This window comes from Streptacidiphilus fuscans, assembly GCF_015690355.1.
GTDB lineage: Bacteria > Actinomycetota > Actinomycetes > Streptomycetales > Streptomycetaceae > Streptacidiphilus > Streptacidiphilus fuscans.
In genome coordinates, this window is record NZ_JADPRT010000009.1 from 73,085 (window position 1) to 88,540 (window position 15,456).

Annotated in this window: 13 protein-coding genes; 5 read left to right on the forward strand and 8 right to left on the reverse strand. The window is 71.4% G+C overall.

Annotated features, from left to right (window positions below; translation table 11 throughout):
• Positions 1-56 precede the first annotated feature (56 nt).
• Positions 57-2,615, forward strand: a complete 2,559-nt coding sequence (locus I2501_RS21585) for a DEAD/DEAH box helicase (RefSeq protein ID WP_196195801.1) — start codon at positions 57-59, stop codon at positions 2,613-2,615.
• 59 nt (positions 2,616-2,674) lie between these two features.
• Here I2501_RS21585 and I2501_RS21590 read toward each other — a convergent pair whose 3' ends face one another.
• The 7 genes from I2501_RS21590 to ssd all read right to left on the reverse strand — a co-directional run bounded on the left by I2501_RS21590 (position 2,675) and on the right by ssd (position 8,045).
• Positions 2,675-3,115, reverse strand: coding sequence for an Rv3654c family TadE-like protein (locus tag I2501_RS21590; protein WP_196195802.1), 441 nt, complete (start codon positions 3,113-3,115; stop codon positions 2,675-2,677).
• The gene (locus tag I2501_RS21595) at positions 3,115-3,507 is read right to left on the reverse strand and encodes a TadE family type IV pilus minor pilin (protein WP_328806517.1); all 393 of its coding nucleotides are present in this window, start codon (positions 3,505-3,507) and stop codon (positions 3,115-3,117) included. Before I2501_RS21595 ends, I2501_RS21590 begins: the two co-directional genes overlap by 1 nt.
• A complete protein-coding gene (locus tag I2501_RS40950; protein ID WP_408022764.1) occupies positions 3,497-3,832 on the reverse strand; it encodes a DUF4244 domain-containing protein in 336 nt (111 codons plus the stop codon). Before I2501_RS40950 ends, I2501_RS21595 begins: the two co-directional genes overlap by 11 nt.
• A 106-nt stretch (positions 3,833-3,938) precedes the next feature.
• Positions 3,939-4,568, reverse strand: coding sequence for a type II secretion system F family protein (locus tag I2501_RS21605; RefSeq protein ID WP_236046878.1), 630 nt, complete (start codon positions 4,566-4,568; stop codon positions 3,939-3,941).
• Between the two features lie 179 nt (positions 4,569-4,747).
• Positions 4,748-5,632 carry a type II secretion system F family protein gene (locus tag I2501_RS21610; RefSeq protein ID WP_236046880.1) on the reverse strand — a complete coding sequence of 295 codons (885 nt, stop codon included), beginning with the start codon at positions 5,630-5,632 and terminating at the stop codon, positions 4,748-4,750.
• Entirely contained in the window at positions 5,629-6,873 is a 1,245-nt protein-coding gene (locus tag I2501_RS21615) for a TadA family conjugal transfer-associated ATPase (RefSeq protein WP_196195803.1), read from the reverse strand. The genes I2501_RS21610 and I2501_RS21615 overlap by 4 nt, the downstream gene beginning before the upstream one ends.
• Positions 6,870-8,045: a septum site-determining protein Ssd gene (ssd, locus tag I2501_RS21620; protein WP_236046944.1), complete on the reverse strand. Its 1,176-nt coding sequence runs from the start codon at positions 8,043-8,045 to the stop codon at positions 6,870-6,872. The genes I2501_RS21615 and ssd overlap by 4 nt, the downstream gene beginning before the upstream one ends.
• 799 nt (positions 8,046-8,844) lie before the next feature.
• Here ssd and I2501_RS21625 point away from each other — a divergent pair.
• Positions 8,845-9,690, forward strand: a complete 846-nt coding sequence (locus tag I2501_RS21625; RefSeq protein ID WP_196196027.1) for an HAD family hydrolase — start codon at positions 8,845-8,847, stop codon at positions 9,688-9,690.
• A 363-nt stretch (positions 9,691-10,053) separates the two neighbouring features.
• Here I2501_RS21625 and I2501_RS21630 read toward each other — a convergent pair whose 3' ends face one another.
• The gene (locus I2501_RS21630; RefSeq protein ID WP_196195805.1) at positions 10,054-10,983 is read right to left on the reverse strand and encodes a Fic family protein; all 930 of its coding nucleotides are present in this window, start codon (positions 10,981-10,983) and stop codon (positions 10,054-10,056) included.
• 232 nt (positions 10,984-11,215) lie between these two features.
• Between I2501_RS21630 and I2501_RS21635 the strand changes: the two genes are divergently transcribed.
• The 3 genes from I2501_RS21635 (at position 11,216) to acs (ending at position 15,270) form a co-directional block, all read left to right on the forward strand.
• Entirely contained in the window at positions 11,216-12,211 is a 996-nt protein-coding gene (locus I2501_RS21635; protein ID WP_196195806.1) for an ATP-binding protein, read from the forward strand.
• 169 nt (positions 12,212-12,380) lie between these two features.
• Complete coding sequence (locus tag I2501_RS21640; protein WP_196195807.1) at positions 12,381-13,121, forward strand: carbonic anhydrase; 741 nt, start codon at positions 12,381-12,383, stop codon at positions 13,119-13,121.
• Between the two features lie 190 nt (positions 13,122-13,311).
• Positions 13,312-15,270 (forward strand): acetate--CoA ligase, encoded by a 1,959-nt coding sequence (gene acs / locus I2501_RS21645; RefSeq protein ID WP_236046882.1) that lies wholly within the window; start codon positions 13,312-13,314, stop codon positions 15,268-15,270.
• Positions 15,271-15,456: the final 186 nt, after the last annotated feature.

Consider the following 15,456-nt stretch of genomic DNA (forward strand, 5'->3'; position numbering starts at 1 on the left):
TTGCTTCCATGCCGATCGCGGGGTCGGAAGGTCCCAAACCCCGTTGCACGGCCGCGATGGCATTCAACCACTTATCGCGAGGCCAACACGACGCCTTGGTGCGAATCTCCATCACCGTGATGACAGACTTGAGGCCGATGACGCCGCGCCCCGAACCGCCCGAGGCCGCTCTCGACCGCCTCGTGGGCACCCGAGGGCGGCAAGATCGGCTCACCCATACGGAGCACATTCCCGCCCGGGCAGCCCAGTATGCGGACTGGCCCGCAGGCCTCCGGCCGGAGGTGCTCGACGCGATCGCGGCGACGGGCATCGAGCGACCATGGACACACCAAGCCGAAGCAGCCAATCTGGCGATAAACGGACAAAATGTGGTTATTGCCACAGGAACCGCCTCGGGCAAGTCGCTGGCCTATCTCGCCCCCGTGCTCAGCTCCCTGCTGGACGGCACCGAGGCCAAGAACGGCCGCGGCGCGACCGGCCTCTACCTCGCACCGACCAAGGCCCTCGCCGCCGACCAGCTGCGTCGGCTCGGCGAGCTGCGCTCCGCGGGTGGTGGCCCGGGTACCGGCGAGAGCGGTGGCTCCGGTACGACAGGTGGCGCTCCGCTCTCCCGGGTCCGTGCGGCTGTCTATGACGGCGATACTCCGTTCGAGGAACGCGAGTGGGTGCGGCAGTACGCCTCGTACGTGCTCACCAACCCCGACATGCTGCACCGCGGCATCCTTCCCGGGCATGCCCGCTGGGCCTCGTTCCTGCGTGCGCTGCGCTACGTGGTCATCGACGAGTGCCACGGCTACCGGGGCGTCTTCGGCTCGCACGTCGCCCAGGTGCTGCGGCGGCTGCGGCGGCTCTGCGCCCGCTACGGCGCCGACCCGGTCTTCCTGCTGGCCTCGGCCACCGTCGCCGAGCCCGGACACAGCGCCGAGCGGCTCACCGGCCTGCCGATGGCCGAGGTGACCGAGGACGGATCGCCGCGCGGCGAGACCGTCTTCGCGCTGTGGGAGCCGCCGCTGACCGAGCTGTCCGGCGAGCACGGCGCGCCGGTCCGCCGCTCGGCCACCGCCGAGGCCGCCGACCTGCTCACCGACCTCGTGCTCGACGAGACCCGCACCGTGGTCTTCGTCCGCTCCCGACGCGGAGCGGAGCTGGTCTCCGTCATCGCCCAGGAGCGGCTCGCCGAGGCCGTCGGCCACGGCGCCGCCCGACGGGTGGCCGCCTACCGCGGCGGCTACCTGCCGGAGGAACGCCGGGCGCTGGAGCGCGCCCTGCACTCGGGCGCTCTGCTCGGGCTGGCCTCCACCAGCGCGCTCGAGCTGGGCATCGACGTCGCCGGCCTGGACGCCGTCCTGCTCGCCGGGTATCCCGGAACGCGAGCGTCCTTGTGGCAACAGGCGGGCCGCGCCGGCCGCGAGGGCCAGGGCGCGCTGGCCGTGCTGATCGCCCGCGACGACCCGCTGGACACCTACCTGGTGCACCACCCGGACTCCCTGTTCCGCCGCCCGGTCGAGTCGACCGTCCTGGATCCGGACAACCCGCACGTCCTCGCCCCGCACCTGTGCGCGGCGGCGGCGGAGCTCCCGCTCGCCGACCCCGCCGACCTGGAACTCTTCGGTCCCTCCGCGCCGATACTCGTGGCACAGCTGGAACGCCGGGGCATGCTGCGTCGTCGTGCGGGCGGCTCGTGGTTCTGGACCCGACGTGAGCGGGCCGCCGACCTGGTCGACATCCGTGGCGAGGGCGGCACACCAGTCCGTGTCGTCGAGGCCGACACCGGCCGCCTGCTCGGCACCGTCGACGCCGGCTCCGCCCACACCGCTGTCCACACCGGCGCGGTCCACCTGCACCAGGGCCGCACCTACCTGGTCCGCGAACTCGACCTCGAGGACGCAGTGGCCCTCGTCGCCGAGGCCGACCCGCCGTACAGCACCGTGGCCAGGGACACGACGTCCATCACCATTCTGGACACGGACCGTCAGGTCGCCTGGGGCGATGGCGAACTGAGCTTCGGGTCGGTGGAGGTCACCAACCAGGTCGTCTCGTTCCTGAAACGCCGCCTCCTGACAGGCGAGATCCTCGGCGAGACCAAGCTGGACCTGCCGCCGCGCACCCTGCGGACCCGAGCTGTCTGGTGGTCGGTGACAGAGGATCAGCTGGAGGACGCGGGCATCCTCCCCGAGGAGCTCCCCGGGGCCGCCCATGCGGCCGAACATGCGTCCATCGGCCTGCTCCCTCTCTTCGCCACCTGCGACCGCTGGGACATCGGCGGCGTCTCGGTCCCGCTCCATCCGGACACGGGCCTGCCGACCGTCTTCGTCTACGACGGCCACCCGGGCGGAGCGGGCTTCGCCGAGCGCGGCTTCCAACGCGCCCAGGAGTGGCTGGAGGCCACGCTCCAGGCCATCACCGCCTGCGAGTGCGAACGCGGCTGCCCCTCCTGCATCCAGAGCCCCAAGTGCGGCAACGGGAACGACCCGCTGGACAAGGCCGGTGCGATCCGTCTCCTGACGCTGCTGCTGGCCGGTGCTCCGAGGCCGGAGCCGGGGGACACGGCGACGGATGCGGCGGTGGAGGCGCCTGGGCAGCAGGGGACGAAGGAGGCCGGGCCGCTCAGCTGAGGCCCCCCACGCGCCGGTCCGTTCCGACCGGTTCGCGCGGGCCGTCCCTCGGGTCCGGATCACATCGGCGCCATGACCGGACCTGCCCTGGCCCGGCCGACCGCCGGAGGCAACCCCGGCACCAGATCCACCGGTGCGGGCACCGAGACCTCGACCTCCACGCTGTCCTCGCCCGCGTCCGCCCGGATCGCGCAGGAGCGAAGCCTGGCTCCCTGGGCCGAGGCGACGGAGGCGGCATGCGCGCAGGCCTCTCCCGGATCGAGCAGGAGCCGTCCTGCGGCAGCGAGAGCGGCCAGATCGGCCGCTGCCTCAGCCCGATGGCGCGCGGCCACCGCACCCGCGATGCCGAGCGCGGCGGTGGCAGCCAGGGTGATGAGCAGCGTCAGCCCGAGAAGCCAGACGGTCGCCGACCCACGATCCCGCAGCTTCGCCCCTGTCGTAGGGCCTGTTTGAGAACTCGCGCCGGGCCCGGCCCGACCCGCCGTCCGGTGTGGGCGCATCACCGGCTGCCTCGCCGCGTGCCCGGTTCGCCGGGCTCACGCTCGGCCACGGCCGTGGCCGAGACCCGGAACGACAGCAGCCCGCCCGGGCCACTGCTGACAGCGGACACCTCGGCGCGCACCATGTCGCCCGCCTCGCTGACAGCCACCGAAGCTCCTGGCGGTGCTGCCGCCCGTCCGAGCGCGACGGCCTGGGGATCGCCTCGGGCAGCCGCGCGAGCCGCCTCGCGGGCCGCGTCGACGCACCGGACCTTGGCAGAGCCCACCAGGACCGCCCAGAGCAGCAGTGCCGCGATCAGTACCAGGCCGGGGAGGGCCACCGCTGCCTCGGCAGTGGCGTATCCGGCTTCGGCAACCCGCGATCGCCCGCGCGCCCGCACTTCAGACGGCACCGAGCGCTCGCCGGATCAGGCCCTGCAGCGCGGAGGAGACCGCTCCACTGGTGACGATCTTGTAAAGCAAGGCAGCGAAGCCGCACGCGGCCACCGTTCCGACCGCGTATTCGGCCGTCGTCATGCCCGCGTCCGGAGCCCGGCGGCGCAGCCGACAGCGGATCAGGTGCAGCGTGTGGAGCACCCAGACCTGGGCCACACACAGCGCGAACCACAGCACGGCCTGGCAGCGCCGCGCGAACAGCCGAGCCATCGGGCCCATCAGTGGCGTGGTCGACTGGGCGAACGGCCGGCCCGTGGCACGGACTTCGGGTGAGGTGGTCATGGTCCCCTCCGGGTGTGATGCGGGTGTGCGGTAAGTGCTGGTAGTCGGCGCGTGGCGCGTGTGATGCGCCGGGTGGCTCGGGCGATCGACGCGGGTCAGATGCGGGTCAGATGCGGGTCAGGAAGCTCCCGGCGAGGCCCGTGACCACAGGCACGACGCCCACCAGGACGAAGGCGGGAAGAAAGCAGAGCCCGAGCGGAGCCGTCGCCAACACCCCCGCTCTGCGGACACGAGCCTGGGCTTCGCGTGCGGCAGCAGCTCGCTCCGCGTCAGCCAGTCGGGCCAGCCCGGCAGCGGGCGGCGCGCCGCTGGCGGCGGCACGGGCGAGGCAGCGGCCCAGCGGCGCCAGTACGGGCTCGACCTTGCCCAGTCGCTCCCAGCAGGCCTCCGGGTCGGCACCCATGGACAGCTCCGTGGCCGCTGCGGCCAGTCGGCCGGCCATGGGCTGGGGTATGGCCCTCGCCACGGCCGCGGTGGCCGCGTCGGGCGGGCACCAGGACGACAGACAGCCCGCCAGTAGGTCTGCGGCAAGGGGAACTTGTCCACGCAGCGCGATCGCCTCCTGGCGCTGCCGCTGTTGCGCGGGGTTCGGTGGCGTGGGCAACCAGCGCAGACCGGCCGACGCGAGGACGACTCCGAGCATCCACCCGTCCATCCCGCCGACCAGCAGCGCCGCGCCCAGTCCGACCATGCCGGAAGCCAGCACGGGCACCGCCCGCTCCCGGTGATGTTCCATCACCGTCTTTGGGAGCGTGGGGTCTCTGAAGCTGCCGCCCAGCGTCCCCTTCCCGAGCCCTGTCGTCCCGGGAGCGAGCCCGACACGGCGGACTCGCCGTCGTTGCCGCCGCTGCAGCCCGACAGCGACCACCGTGGCGGTCGTCCCGCTGGCCATCGCCGCGAGTGTCACCGCCCCGCTCACGCAGCGAACTCCGCGCCGTGCGCGATTCTGGCTGTCCAGAGGAGTCCGGCAGCTTCGAGGGCCGCGCCGAGCGTCAGGCAGAAGAGGCCAGGGCCGGTGTGCAGGAGCACACGCACGGGGTCCGCACCAAGGGCCGCGCCCAACACGACTCCGAAGAGCGGCAGCAGGGCCAACAGGACCGCAGTCGACCGTGGACCGGCGAGTTCGGCACGGACGCTCTCGCGGAGCGCGCGTTCCGCACGCAGGCCCTCGGCCACCCGATCCAGCCCGTCAGCCAGCCCGGCGCCGCTGGCCGAAGTCACCTGCCAGCAGGCGGCCGCCCCTGCGGCGCCCTCCGCACCGGGCAGCCCGGACAGAAGAACCAATGCGGCATCGACCGAACCGCCGAAGCGAACAGCTGCCAGCAACCCGGTGAGGTCCAACGCGTCGCCGTGCGGCAGTCCCTCGACCGCCATCTCCACGGCCTGGTGGGGTGTCGCCCCGGTGCGCAACTCCCCGGCGAGCGCGGCGCAGAGTTCCACCACGGCTGCTCTGCGCCGCTCGAAGAGGAGTTGTTCACGCCTCCTGCGCCGCCACCGGAGCACCGGCCAGACCGCCGCGGCACCGATGAGCATCGGGACAGGTGATGCCGTGGCCCAGGCCACGGCGCCGCCCAAGGGCACCAGCAGCATCTCGACCGGAAGCCTGCGCCGTGCCCACCGAAAGGCTCGGCGAAGGCGGCCCGCGGGAACCACCGCCGCATCCGGGTAGAGACGGCACTGACGTTGCCTGGCCTCGTCGCGTCGGGCCAGCCACCAGGCGCAGCCGCCCAGCAGACACATCACCAGGACCGCTCCCGCCGCGTGGAGCGCCGGCCCACTCGACCAGGGCTGGCCGTTCAACGCGCGCCGCCCTTGCCGCCGTCGGTCCAGGGTGCACGCAGCCCACCACAGCGCTCCGAGAGCTGATCCCAGCCAGGGCCCGGCTGCGCGGGACCGGCGTGCGGGAAGCTGACGGCGGGGATGGAGGTGACCCACCCCTCCGGGCTTCGGCTCAGCACGCAGACCTCGGCCACGCGTCGCTGCCCGCCGGGACCTCGTACGAGGTGGATCACGGCGTCCAGCGCCGAGCCCAGCTGGCTGTGGACGGCGTCCCGGCCCAGGCCCGCCGTGGCCGCGAGCGCTTCGAGCCGGGCGGGCACGTCCTCGGCGGCATTGGCATGGACCGTGCCGCACCCGCCTTCGTGGCCCGTGTTGAGCGCGGCGAGCAGGTCCAGCACCTCGGCACCGCGCACCTCGCCGACCACCAGACGGTCGGGACGCATCCGCAGCGCCTGGCGGACCAGGTCACGCAGTCCGACGCCACCGGCGCCCTCCTGGTTCGGCGGGCGTCCCTCGAGCCGCACCACGTGCGGGTGGTCAGGAAGGAGTTCGGCGGAGTCCTCGACCACCACCAGCCGCTCCTGCGAGGGGACCAGGCCCAACAGCGCCGCCAGCAACGTCGTCTTTCCGGTGCCCGTCCCACCCGAGATCATGAAAGCCAGGCGGTTGTGCACCAGCGCACGGAGCAGCCCGGCTCCCCAGGCCGTGAGCGATCCCGCTGCCGCGAGCTCCTCCAGGGTGAACGGTCGGGCCCGGCTGACGCGGAGTGAGATCAGGGTGCAGCCGACCGCGACGGGCGGAAGCACAGCGTGCAGCCGAACCCCCTGCGGCAACCTGGCGTCCGTCCACGGGCGCGCGTCGTCGAGGCGACGGCCCGCCGTATGGGCGAGGCGCTGAGCAAGCCGCCGGATGGCTGCCTCGTCCGGGAAGCGCACCTCACGGGCGCGTTGGAGACCGTAACCACGGTCGACCCAGACCTCACGCGGGCCGTTGACCAGGACGTCGGTGACCTGTGGGTCGGTCAGCAGCGCCTCCAGCGGCCCTGCTCCGACCATCTCGGCGCGCAGCTCCCGCACGATCTCCAGGACTTCGGTGTCGCCGTAGGGACGCCCCTGGGCTCGCAGCGCGGCTGCGACTCCCGCCGTGGTCGGGGCGACACCGGCCTCCGCGAGACGGAGACGCACGGCGTCCAGCAATCCGGTGGAGGTGACGGTCCTGCTGGCCGTCGCCGTGGTGCGGGCCCCGGTCGTGTGCTTGGTCATGCCGCCACTCCCCCGTCGTCGATGCCGCCCGGCCGTCCGCCGTCGCCACGGGTGAAGCCCCTGCCGCCGGCCGAACGGTCACCTGCCTTCGCGGCTCTGTGCGTGCCGCGAGCGGACTCCGCAGGGCCGGTGCCCAGCCCTGCGCCTGCCAGAGCCTCCGTCAGAAACGCCGTGCAGAACCGGCCGAGCGGACCCTTGGGCCGAGCCCCCGGGGGCCGTCCGCACTCCAGGTCGGCGGTCAGGCCCGGCTCGGGGCCGAGCTCACCTGCCAACGGGAGCCGCAGCCCACGGGCCACCTCCTCACCCGTCATTCCGCTCGGGGACGGGCCACGGACGACCGCGCGCAGATCGGACAGGCGCATGCCCACGGAAGCGGCGACGCGGCCGGACGCCGCCATCGCCCGCAGCTCACCGGGGACCACCAGCAGCCCCAGATCAGCCTGCTCCAACGCCTCGGCCGCCGCGGCGTCGATCCGCCGCGGCAGGTCAAGGACGACCACACCCCCGCGCCGGCGCGCCGCGCCGAGAACTGTGCGCACCGCTTCGACCGGGATCGTGAGCCTGTCACCACGGTCCCAACTGAGCGCCGCCAGCCGGTGTACCCGCGGCAGGGACTGCTCCAACTCCATTGCATTGACCCTCCCTCGTGAGGCGGCCAGGTCCGGCCACCGCAATCCGACGGCCTCCTCGCCGCCGAGCAGCACGTCCAGCCCGCCTCCCAGCGGGTCGACATCGACGAGAACGGTGCGGCGGCCCTCACGAGCGGCGGTGACCGCGAGGGCGCAGGCCAGCGTCGACGCGCCCGCGCCACCGCGCCCGCCGAGAACCGCCACCGTCAGGGCCGGGGCTCCGGCCCCCTCGGCCGCGTCGGCCACCCGGTCGAGCAACCAGGGCTCGCAGTCCGGGAGGAAGACGACCTGTTCGGCGCCGAGCGACACGGCCCGCTGCCAGACTCCGCCGTCGTCCAGATCGGATCCGACGAGCACCACACCCGGGCGGCGGGGCACGCCGGACATGCGCTCGGCGACGTCCACACCGACGAGGACGAGGGATGCCGACTCCCAGACCTGGCGGGGCGGCGGGGCACCACAGACCAGGTACGGCTCGGCTCCCGCGGCGGCGCACAGCTTGAGCAGAGCCTCGATCAACTCGTCGTCCTCGGTGACGATCAGCGGCCCTCGTGACGCTGCACCGACGGCGTCGTAGGGCTCGACGACGCGCGAGGCGGCGGGCTCGGCGGACTCCCCTGCCACTGTGGGCTCCGACGGGTCCGAGGGCCCCGGGGAGGCTCCGGACGACAGCCCGGAAGGCGGATCTACGGGTGGCTCGGCGGACGGCCCTACGGGCGGCAGTGCGTCCATGACGACTCCCTCGTGCGACGTGCTGGGAACGCCGGTTGCGGCGCGGATTCAGCGTGCTGGGAATTCGCAAGAGGCGCGTGGTCCGGTTGGCAATCTGTGGACAACGAAGGGGGTGTGGAAAACTCGGCCACTCCGGAGGCTGAGTTATATGTCAGCAAGTTGACGAGGGAGCGCCTGACGCCTTACGCGGCCACAACGCCACCACCCCGCGAAGCGCCGTAGTGAAGTCGCTGAAATATCTTGCAAATGCGAGGGTGGATCGCGTTCCGCCGCATCCGGAACGGGTAAGCCCGATTCGGGCGTCGGCGCGGTTGTCGGCAACCCAACGGGGGCCTGACCCCGCCGAACTGTCGCGGCACCGCATCAGTGCAGGTGACCGCAGTTCTGCGGCGGGAAATCCCCTCAGAACGCCGGCCGACGAAATGGGCCGGGACGTGCGACGACCCCCGCCGGGGGGGAGAGCGGGGGTCGTCCTCCACAGCCCGACTCGGGGGGGGAGGAGTCGAGCTGGGTTAGCACGGTCGCGAACGATCCGTGACTTCCATGGTGTACCCGAAGCCCTTCTCAAGCAAACCCACGCGCCATGCCTTGACCCGAATGGTTGCCACATATCCTCGACATCGTGGAAAACCACTCGCAGCCGCGCCGTCCGGCCCGTCAAGCCGCCTTCTTCGACCTGGACAAGACCGTGATCGCCAAGTCCAGCGCGCTCGCCTTCAGCGGGCCGCTGTACCGCGGCGGACTGATCAACCGCAGGGCGGTGCTCAAGAGCGCCTACGCCCAGTTCGTCTTCCTGGCCGGCGGTGCCGACCACGACCAGATGGAGAAGATGCGCCAGTACCTCTCCTCGCTGGCCCGTGGCTGGAACGTGGCCCAGGTACGGGAGATCGTCGCCGAGACCCTGCACGACCTGATCGACCCGTTGATCTACGACGAGGCCGCCTCGCTGATCGAGGAGCACCACGCGGCCGGTCGGGACGTGGTGATCGTCAGCAGCTCCGGCTCCGAACTGGTCGAGCCCATCGGCGAGATGCTCGGTGCGGACCATGTGATCGCCACCCGGATGGCCGAGGAGGACGGCTGTTACACGGGAGAGATCGACTTCTACGCCTACGCCGCGAACAAGGCCGTGGCCATCCGCGCGCTCGCCGAGACCGAGGGCTACGACCTGGAGCGCAGTTACGCCTACAGCGACTCCGCCACCGACCTTCCCCTGCTGGAGGCGGTCGGCAACCCCTTCGCGGTCAACCCGGACCGGGCGCTACGGCGGGAGGCGACCGCCCGGGGCTGGCCCGTCCTCGTGTTCGACCGGCCGGTCCAGCTGCGCGAGCGCAGCGCCTCCCTCGCGGTGACCAGCAGGCCGGTCCTCGCCGCGGCGGCCTTCGGGGCAGCGGTCACGGCAGCTGGTCTGGTCTGGTACGCCGCACGGCGCTCGGGACGCCCGGACGGGTCCTGACCGAGGTCCGTTCCTGCCTGCGGCCGAGCCGAAGGTAAAGAACTGCGTCCCCGGGTTCCGCTTCGGTGTGATCCGCGCTACAAAGGAGGTACGGCCCGCGAGACCAGATGGCGAACCTCAGACGGCGACGTTGAAAGGACCCATCGAGCGTCAGGCCACACGGACCGCGCACAGCCTCCGGGCACCCACGTACAGCCGACCCACGATCTGGGCCGCCACACCCGGCGAACGGGCACAGATCCCCGCCGGATGGGCAATGACAAGGCGTACGCATGGTCACTTGGACCCTGTGCCAGCGGCGGCATCCGAGGATGCCGCCGCAACCCTGTGCGGGCCCGTCGAGGGCCCGTCGAGGAACCCCAGTTACGCCATCCCGCGCTGCATGGCCTCGCACACCGCCGTGCTCTCACGCACGCCGAGCCGCAACGCCTGGGCGCAGTGGATGATCCAGGTGGTCATGCCCTCGGCGGTGCCCGAGCCGTAGCCGGCCAGCGCGGCGCGGTAGGCGTCGGTGCCGAGTTCGGCTAGGCCGACCTCCATCGGGCAGATGGCCTTCGGGTCAAGGCCCTCCGCGATCAGCACGATCCGCTGCGCGGCCCGCGCCACCAGCCCGTTGGCGTTGACGAAGGGCCGCAGGGTCATCAGTTCGCCGTGGACCACGGCGGCCACGACAAGAGCCGGAGCCGTTCGCTCGTTCGGGTGTTTCGTGCCACCGCGGCTGGCCAGGAGGTCCGCCAAGGTGTCCAATCGTGCCGAGACCTCGGCGACTGGGGGCGCCGGAGGCAGCGAGAAGTCAGACAGTGGCGGTGTGTCGGGCCGCGTCTCGGGCTTCTCGGTCGCGACCACCTGGTGTCGGAACAGCTCCTCGGAGGGCTCTCCGTTCTGCCGTGGTCGACCCACCGCGGGGCCGGTCGCATCGCCGACCGCCAACAGGTGCAGGCGGGCCAGTACCTGCAGCGGCGAGTGCCGCCAGGTGCCGAGCAACTGTCCCGCCTCGACGCTCAGTCGAAGCGCGCCGCCGACGAGGCGCGCGTCGGGGTCCTGGCTGTAGTCGGTGCGCCGACGCACCTCCTCCAGCGGCCAGTCCGCGCCCTCCAGCGCGGCTGACGCACGGGCGCCGCGCAACGCGGCCTCGGCGGTGACCTCGTCGGCCCGGCGACGCATCACTCGGTGGCCGTAGAGACGGTCGACGGCGCGACGCGCCTCGGCGACGGCCTCGGCGACGCCCGGCAGCTCGCCCAGGGGCGCCAGCGGGTCCGCGGACCCGGAAGGTGAAGGGGTGCTCGTGCTCACCGAACTGACATTACGGAACGAGCGGGACCACTGAGCCCGCTTGGGGACGTGGGGTGCATCACCCGAAAGAGTCAAGGATCTGTGAAACCGGATCTAGAGGCTTGAGCACCTCGCTACGATGGCCGCTATCGGTGACGATAACGGTTCCCAATAAGCCGGATGATCCGGGCCGGTCGTCAACCGCTCCACCTGTGCTCACCGCACCTCGCACGCGCCCCCGACCGGAGCTCCCATGAAGATCGCTTTCGTCGGCAAGGGTGGCAGTGGCAAGACCACGCTGTCCTCGCTGTTCATCCGCCACCTGGCCACCGCCGGGAGCCCGGTGATCGCGGTGGATGCCGACGTCAACCAACACCTGGGCGCGGCCCTCGGACTCAGCCAGGAGGAGTGCGCGGCACTGCCCTCGCTCGGGGCCCAGATCCCGGCCATCAAGGAGTACCTGCGCGGACAGAACCCGCGCATTGCCGACGCGGCGTCAATGATCAAGACCACGCCGCCCGGCCGGGGGTCGCGGCTCCTGCGCATCGTCGAGGAGAACCCGATCTACCAGCTCTGCGCCCGCCCCGTCTCGGTGGACGGCGCCTCTCTCCGCCTGATGGCCACCGGCGCCTTTGAGGAGGAGGACCTCGGGATCTCCTGCTACCACTCGAAGGTCGGCGCGGTGGAGCTCTGCCTGAACCACCTCGTCGACGGCCCCGGCGAGTACTGGGTGACCGACATGACCGCCGGCGCCGACTCCTTCGCCTCGGGCCTGTTCACCCGCTTCGACCAGACCTTCCTGGTCTGCGAGCCCACCCTGAAGGGCGTCTCGGTCTACCGTCAGTACAGGGATTACGCAGCCGACTACGGCGTCCGGCTGCACGTGATCGGCAACAAGGTCGAGCACGAGGACGATCTGGCCTTCCTCCGGGAGGAGTTGGGCGACGCGCTGGTCGCGGCCTTCCACCGCTCCAGCTGGGTCCGTCGGACGGAGCAGGGTCGCGCACCCGCCTTCTCCGAGTTGGAGCCCGTCAACGCCGCCGTGCTGCGCACGCTCCAGGAGACGGCGGACGCCGCTCACGCCGACCGCGACTGGGCTCGCTGGACGGCTCAGTCCGTCTCCTTCCACCTTCGCAACGCCGAGAGTTGGGGCAACGCCAAGACCGGTGCAGACCTGGCCGCGCAGGTGGACCCGGACTTCGTCTTCAGCGAGGAGCTGCTCCCGCTGCCGGAGCCGCTCGGGGTCTGAGCCAACCCTGCGCCGCGAGCACCACAGGGGCTCGCACCTGCTCACACGGGTGAACTTGGGGTGCCGGAACTACCAAGAAGGTAAAGGTTTCATTACTCTTCATTTACCGATTCTTGGCCTACTCGTGGCACACCCAGCCGCGCCGTCCTCGCCCACAGGAGACGCGACCATGCAGAGCACGCAGAGCACCGAGTTCCCCACACCTTGCCCGCTGTCCCCTCCGCCCGCATCGGTGCAGTCCCCACCGATGCCGGCGCCGACGGACTCCCTGACGGGAGTCCGCGACTTCCAGCAGCACACGGCTCCACTGCTGCGGCCCGAGCTGGCCCGGCTCGCCCGGGAGGGGCAGACGCCGTCACAGCTCTTCATCACCTGCGCGGACTCCCGCATGGTGCCGAACGTGATCACCAACAGCGGCCCCGGAGAGCTGTTCACCGTCCGCAACATCGGCAACCTGGTCCCACCGACCACCGACGACAGCGTCTTCGCCGCAGTGGAGTACGCGATTGACGTGCTGTCGGTCCGCGAGATCGTCATCTGTGGCCACTCGGGCTGCGGAGCGATGCAGTCGCTGCTCCACGGCGCGCACCGCAGGGACGGTCGCGCCGTCACTCCCCTGACCCGCTGGCTGCGCCATGGTCAGGACTCACTGCACCGGGTGCGCCACCAACCCGCCCGCTTCCATGGCCGGCCCCCGTCGACCGACCCGCTGGAGCGGCTCTGTCTCACCAATGTCGTCCAGCAGCTGGACAACCTGCGCGCCCATCCGAGCGTCACCCGCAAAACTGATTCGGGTGAGCTCCGCCTGACCGGTCTCTACTTCGAGCTGAGCACGGCGCAGACCTACGTCTGGTCGCCGGGCAACCGCGGATTCCGGCCGGTCACGCCACGCCTGGGCAGCGCCGCCTGACGGGACGACGGGTGGCCGCGCGCCTCTCGTCCGGCCGTGAATCCGGGCCGCAGCGACCACGGATCTGCGGCTGCTCCGGGATCACCCCGGAAAGGTCTAAACCAATTTTAGCTGGGGCCTTGTCAGCACCCCCATCGACCTGGTGAGCTGTCTCACGAAATCAGGATGAAACCCGATGAGGAGTGTTGCGTTGAGCAGCAATGAGAGCCTGGCGAACCTGCTCAAGGAGGAGCGGCGGTTCGCCCCTCCCGCAGCGCTGGCGGCAGCCGCCAACGTCACCGCCGACGCCTATGCCGCGGCCAAGGCCGACCGGTTGGGCTTCTGGGCCGAGCAGGCCCGGCGGCTGAGCTGGGCCAAGGAGCCCACCGAGACCCTGGACTGGTCCAACCCGCCCTTCGCCAAGTGGTTCGCCGACGGCGAGCTCAACGTCGCCTACAACTGCGTGGACCGCCACGTCGAGGCCGGCCTGGGCGACCGGGTCGCGATCCACTTCGAGGGCGAGCCCGGCGACTCCCGCGCCATCACCTACGCGGAGCTCAAGGACGAGGTCTCCAAGGCGGCCAACGCGCTGCTGGAGCTCGGCGTCGCCAAGGGCGACCGGGTGGCGATCTACCTGCCGATGGTCCCCGAGGCCGTCGTCGCGATGCTGGCCTGCGCCCGGATCGGCGCGCCGCACTCGGTCGTCTTCGGAGGCTTCTCCGCCGACGCCGTGGCCTCCCGAGTCCAGGACGCGGACGCCAAGCTGGTGATCACGGCCGACGGCGGCTACCGCCGCGGCAAGCCGTCCGCGCTCAAGCCCGCTATCGACGAGGCGCTGACGCAGTGCCCGCAGGTCGAGCACGTGCTGGTGGTGCGCCGCACCGGCCAGGAGACCGCGTGGACCGAGGGCCGGGACGTCTGGTGGCACGAGATCACGGAGCGTCAGTCCGCCGAGCACGCGCCCGAGGCGCACGCGGCGGAGCACCCGCTCTTCATCCTGTACACCTCCGGCACCACGGGTAAGCCCAAGGGCATCCTGCACACCACCGGTGGCTATCTGACCCAGGCCAGCTACACCCACAACGCCGTCTTCGACCTCAAGCCGGAGACCGACGTCTTCTGGTGCACCGCCGACATCGGCTGGGTCACCGGCCACTCGTACATCGTCTACGGCCCGCTCTCCAACGGCGCCACCCAGGTCATGTACGAGGGCACCCCGGACACCCCGCACCAGGGCCGCTTCTGGGAGATCGTCCAGAAGTACGGGGTCACCATCCTGTACACCGCCCCCACCGCGATCCGCACCTTCATGAAGTGGGGGGACGACATCCCCGCCAAGTTCGACCTGTCTTCGCTGCGGGTGCTGGGCAGCGTCGGCGAGCCGATCAACCCCGAGGCGTGGGTCTGGTACCGCGAGCACATCGGTGGAGGCCGCACCCCGATCGTGGACACGTGGTGGCAGACCGAGACCGGCGCCATGATGATCAGCCCGCTGCCGGGCGTGACCGAGACCAAGCCCGGCTCGGCCCAGGTGCCGCTGCCCGGCATCTCCGCCACCGTGGTGGACGACGAGGCCAACGAGGTGCCGAACGGTTCGGGCGGCTACCTGGTGCTGACGGAGCCGTGGCCGTCGATGCTCCGCACCATCTGGGGTGACGACCAGCGCTACCTGGACACCTACTGGTCCCGGTTCGAAGGCCGCTACTTCGCCGGCGACGGCGCCAAGAAGGACGACGACGGCGACATCTGGCTGCTGGGCCGGGTCGACGACGTCATGCTGGTCTCGGGCCACAACATCTCGACCACCGAGGTCGAGTCGGCACTGGTCTCGCACCCGAAGGTCGCCGAGGCCGCGGTCGTCGGCGCCACCGACTCCACCACCGGTCAGGCCATCGTCGCCTTCGTCATCCTGCGCGGCACCGCGCAGGACTCCGACGAGCTCACCGCCGAGCTGCGCGACCACGTGGGCCACGTGCTCGGTCCGATCGCCAAGCCGAAGCGCATTCTGACGGTCAGCGAGCTGCCGAAGACCCGCTCCGGCAAGATCATGCGCCGCCTGCTCCGCGACGTGGCCGAGAACCGCGCCGTGGGTGACGTCACGACCCTGGCGGACTCCACCGTCATGGACCTGATCCAGAGCAAGCTCCCCTCCGCGCCCAGCGAGGACTGAGCCCCGGACCCGTCAGGCGCTCTCGGGCGCTGCGACCGTGACGAGGAGTCGCGGTCGTGGCGCCCGCTGCGGTCCGTTGCTGACCGCCGGGGCCGCAATTGACGGGTCGGCAGTGACCGGTCGGCGAGTGGCGGGCCGCACTTCTGTCGCATTTCCGTAGCATGTGAAAAATCAGCATGCGACAAA

What these genes read in the sequence shown, in the direction of transcription:
- I2501_RS21585 (WP_196195801.1), top strand. Translation starts at nt 57, where the DNA reads ATGGCATTCAACCACTTATCGCGAGGCCAACACGACGCCTTGGTGCGA.
- I2501_RS40950 (WP_408022764.1), bottom strand. Translation starts at nt 3,832, where the DNA reads ATGACCACCTCACCCGAAGTCCGTGCCACGGGCCGGCCGTTCGCCCAG.
- I2501_RS21640 (WP_196195807.1), top strand. Translation starts at nt 12,381, where the DNA reads ATGCAGAGCACGCAGAGCACCGAGTTCCCCACACCTTGCCCGCTGTCC.
- I2501_RS21605 (WP_236046878.1), bottom strand. Translation starts at nt 4,568, where the DNA reads ATGGAACATCACCGGGAGCGGGCGGTGCCCGTGCTGGCTTCCGGCATG.
- I2501_RS21635 (WP_196195806.1), top strand. Translation starts at nt 11,216, where the DNA reads ATGAAGATCGCTTTCGTCGGCAAGGGTGGCAGTGGCAAGACCACGCTG.
- I2501_RS21615 (WP_196195803.1), bottom strand. Translation starts at nt 6,873, where the DNA reads ATGACCAAGCACACGACCGGGGCCCGCACCACGGCGACGGCCAGCAGG.
- I2501_RS21590 (WP_196195802.1), bottom strand. Translation starts at nt 3,115, where the DNA reads ATGCGCCCACACCGGACGGCGGGTCGGGCCGGGCCCGGCGCGAGTTCT.